This window comes from Paenarthrobacter sp. CM16 (genome assembly GCF_013179505.1).
Lineage (GTDB): Bacteria > Actinomycetota > Actinomycetes > Actinomycetales > Micrococcaceae > Arthrobacter.
Genome location: NZ_JABMCX010000358.1, coordinates 1 through 4,146, shown reverse-complemented (window position 1 = coordinate 4,146; position 4,146 = coordinate 1). Strand labels below are relative to the sequence as shown.

The 4,146-nt window shown below is 59.1% G+C and carries 4 protein-coding genes; all 4 read left to right on the top strand.

The annotated features are described in order from the left end of the window. On the top strand, positions 1-1,132 hold a 1,132-nt coding region (locus tag HP499_RS21615; RefSeq protein ID WP_172326161.1), incomplete at its 5' end, for a CapA family protein. Positions 1,133-1,263: 131 nt separating this feature from the next. Further along, positions 1,264-2,829 carry an ABC transporter substrate-binding protein gene (locus HP499_RS21610; protein ID WP_172326160.1) on the top strand — a complete coding sequence of 522 codons (1,566 nt, stop codon included), beginning with the start codon at positions 1,264-1,266 and terminating at the stop codon, positions 2,827-2,829. Positions 2,830-2,911: 82 nt separating this feature from the next. After that, positions 2,912-3,709: an ABC transporter permease gene (locus tag HP499_RS21605; RefSeq protein ID WP_216660231.1), complete on the top strand. Its 798-nt coding sequence runs from the start codon at positions 2,912-2,914 to the stop codon at positions 3,707-3,709. A gap of 4 nt (positions 3,710-3,713) precedes the next feature. Beyond that, a partial coding sequence (locus HP499_RS21600; RefSeq protein ID WP_172326159.1) for an ABC transporter permease occupies positions 3,714-4,146 on the top strand: 433 nt, incomplete at its 3' end.

The following is a 4,146-nucleotide window of genomic DNA, read 5'->3' as shown; positions in this document are numbered from 1 at the left end:
CTGGCTGATCAGCTCGCCCCGGGTTCCAGCGGACCTGCGCAGCATGGGCTTCGACCTGGTGGCGCGGGCAAACAATCACACGACCGACTGGGGCGTTGCTGGCATGCGCTACACGGACCGGTTGTTGACGGAAGCAGGAATCGGTCATGCCGGAACAGGTGAAACACTGACCGCCGCACGGGCACCGGAGTTTCTCACCGTCCCCGCGGGGCGAGTGTCACTGGTCGCCGCGGCGTCGCGCTTTCAGACAGGCTCTCGCGCATCCGACCCAGCGGGGAGAATCCCGGCCCGGCCCGGCCTGAACGCCCTGCGCACCACGCGCCACGCGGTGGTAACCGCAGCTGAACTCGAAACGCTGAAGGTCATCAGGGACGCCCAGCCCGCTGGATCCATTCGACGCTCCATTCTGGATGCCGATGAACGGAATGGAACCGTCACCCTGTTCGGAGCGAAGTATGTTGCTGCCTCGGCTGGAACTCCACGAGGGGACTTCGTCTTCACCGTCAATCCCCAGGACCGACGGGAAATTCTGCAGAACATGAAGCAGGGAAAACAAACTTCCGATTTCGCGATCTCATCGCTCCATACCCATGAACCCGGGAACTACAGTGAAACGCCGCCAACGTTCATGGAGGATATGGCCCGGGACTTCATAGACCACGGAGCCGACGCCTTCATAGGACACGGACCGCACCAGCTCCGGGGCATAGAAATCTACAAAGGCAAGCCCATCTTCTATTCTTTGGGAAACTTCATCTTCATGGAGAACACCCAGCAGCCGTTGCTCCCTGAAGCCTTCGAAAAAGCCCATCTGGACCCCACCGAGACAACAGCGGCAGAAGCCCTCGAACATAAACGCGTACATGGTGTCTTCAAGGAAAGCGTCTGGTACGAGAGCGTCATCGCAGTCAGCACTTTTGCCCGCAACGGAAGCCTTCGCTCCGTCCGCTTGCACCCCATAGAGCTCCACTATGCCTCGGGCCGTGACGCCGACCGAGGGATACCACGGCTTGCCCAGGGCAGCTCCGCCCGCCGCATCCTGGAAAGACTCCAGCGGCTCTCAGGGCCATACGGCACAGCAATAGACATCCACCACGAAACAGGCATTATCCGGGTTGATCGCACCAGCTAAGCCAGGGCTCAAAAATATACTTACCGCATATAAGGTAAGTGACGGTCGTCTCAGGTTGTTGCATTTGTACGCTGATTGCATCAGGAAAACCCGCGAAACGGGCGCTCACATCAACCCCAATGAGGCGTGCAATGCGAACAACAAAAACCACGGGCGCCGCAGCGACAGTTGTCGCAGCGGCGCTCTGCCTTTCCGCTTGTAGCAGCAGCGGTGACACCGGCCAGAACCAGCAGACCAGCGAACCAAGAAGCGGCGGGCAACTTGTCGTTGCGTCGCTGCCCACGATCATTGATCCGCTGGGATCAACCTCACGCACCAACTGGCTTGTCGCGGCGTCCGCCTGCGAAGGCCTTTTTGCGAACGACTCCAAACTCTCGGTTCAAAGCGGATTGCTCGAATCCTGGACGTACGATCCAACGACGCTTCGATACGATCTCGCCCTCCGCAGCGGAGTCAAGTTCCACAACGGAGAAACGCTCACCTCCAAGGACGTCGTCGCATCACTGGAACGGTACCGGGCGAACTCTTCCGGGGCACAGTTCAACAAGCTCGTCAGCCAAATCACGGCGGTGGACGATCAGAAGCTGACCATCACCGTCAAGCAACCCACAGGTGCGATTCCCGCCCTGCTGGCGACACCGGACACCCCCGCGTACATCATGCCGGCATCTTTGCTGACCGGGCTCGCTCCCGATAAGAAGGTGGACAACATCGTTTGCACAGGACCGTACAAGGTCGATTCTTTCGCAGCGGACCAGCAGGCAGTCCTGTCCAGGTTCGAGGACTACAATTCCCGGTCCGATGCAACTGACGGCGCTGCGGGGAAGAAAACGGCGTACGCAGACAGCATCAAATTCGTACCCTACAACTCAGCCAACACCCTCAACGAGGTGCGCACCAACGCCGTCGACATCGCTCCGCAGTTCGTCAGCCTGGATCAACTGGCGGTTTACGAAGCTGACCCAGCCCTGACACCAAAAATCCAAGAGGGCGGCGGCTTCAGTCTGATCAAGTTCAACCTCAAAGACGGGCTCATGACCAACAAGACCCTTCGCCAAGCGGTTCTGAACGCAGTTGATCCCAAGGCCATAGCCACCCAAACCCTGGGCGGCCTCGATCACTATAAAGACAGCTCCAGCCTGTTTCCTGAGGGATCCGAATGGTACTCGGAAGAAGGCCAGGACGTCTTCAAGAATAAGGACCCCAAGGCAGCTGCGGATCTGCTCAAGCAGGCCGGCTACGACGGGACCCCCGTTCGGCTTCTCTACCGCCCCGAATCAGATACCTACGGTCCATTGCTCCGACAGCAACTCGAAGCAGCCGGATTCAAGGTCGACATGAAGGCAACCGACGCTGCTACCTTCACTGCAACCAGGACGGATCCTAAGGCTTGGGACATGTTCATTACCGACGGAACAAAGTACTCCGACCCCTTGACGGTGCCGTTCATCGCTGACACCTTCCCCGGGTGGTGGACCAGCGAAGAAAAGACCAAGCTCATGGCCCAGGTCACTGCCGGCGCCACCACAGCCGAACGGCAACCAGCCTGGGACAAGCTGCAAGCAAATATTTGGCAGGACCTTCCCTTCATCAAACTGGGAACAGAACCCCGACTGGCGATCATCGGCAACAGGGTCAGTGGCTTTGAATCAACCCAGACCATTCGTGGGTTCTACAACATCTGGCTGACTAGCTGAATCAGCGGACCCTCCGATGTATACAATTCCTCCTCTCAAGGCCACTCACATGCAATTCACCCGGCTTAGAAAACTAGCCACAATGCCCTCACCGATGATCGGCGCAGGCATCCTGGTGGTCATCATCCTCCTGGCTGTGTTGGCACCCGTCCTCGGCGGGGACCCGCATCTGGTTGATCCGGCCAACCGACTCAAGCCGCCCTCACCGCAATTTGCCCTGGGAACCGACGAATCCGGTCGAGATTTGTGGACCGTCCTGTTGTTCGGTGCCCAGACGACGCTGGGCATCGCGGGATTGTGCACACTGCTTGCCGTCGCCGCAGGCTACGTCATAGGCATCCTCTGCGGCTACTACCGCCGCTTCGACGCCATCGCGATGCGCATCATCGATGGGATGATGTCATTTCCAAACATCATCCTGGTCATGAGCTTGGTCGGTGTTCTCGGCGCCGGAATGGGCCCGGTCATCTTCGGACTGACCATCGTGCTAGTTCCGGCCATTGCAAGAGTCGTTCGCGGCGCCGCGCTCTCGGCCGTAGGGATGCCGATGGTCGAATCCGTCCGATCCCTCGGAGCAAAAGACGGCTGGATCCTCACCCGATACGTCGCGCCGGAAGCCGTCTCGGTCCTGATCGTCCAGACCACGCTCGCGTTCTCCCAAACCGTGCTGTCCATCGCCGCCCTCTCCTTCCTTGGAATCGGTCTGCCACCGGATATCCCCAGCTGGGGTGCAAGCCTTTCGGCTGCACAACAATACATCTACGTCGGATGGTGGATCGCAGTATTCCCCGGACTGGCGATTCTCCTGACGGTCCTGGGACTGGTCCTCATCGGTGACGGACTCAGGGACGTATTCGACCCCCGGGCGAAGAGGAACTAGAACAATGATTGAATACATTCTCAAACGCCTGCTACTGCTGCTGCCGACCATAGCCGTTCCGATGATTCTCCTGTTCATTCTCTTGAGGCTCACCCCAGGAGATCCAGCAGCTGCCGTCCTGGGCGACGACGCAACCGTCGAACAAATCAACGCCCTGCGTGACGAAATGGGCCTCAACGACCCCATCCTGGTTCAGTTCCTCACATGGCTGGGAAACCTTGCCAGGTTCGACTTTGGTGAGTCGATCTTCTTGAACCAACCAGTGGCTGGCCTTGTGCTGAGCCGGGCGGCGATTACTGCCCAGCTGGCCGTGTTTGCACTCTTGATAGCCGTGCTTGTCGGCCCGGCCCTGGGCGCCTTCTCTGCGACCCTGAGAAACCGGAAGCTGGACAAGGCATTCGTCGTGGGATCGGCAGTCGGAATCGCGATGCCCACGT

Bases quoted from the DNA above. Each gene is read 5' to 3' on its own strand.
- HP499_RS21610 (WP_172326160.1), top strand. From the start codon at position 1,264: ATGCGAACAACAAAAACCACGGGCGCCGCAGCGACAGTTGTCGCAGCG.
- HP499_RS21605 (WP_216660231.1), top strand. From the start codon at position 2,912: ATGCCCTCACCGATGATCGGCGCAGGCATCCTGGTGGTCATCATCCTC.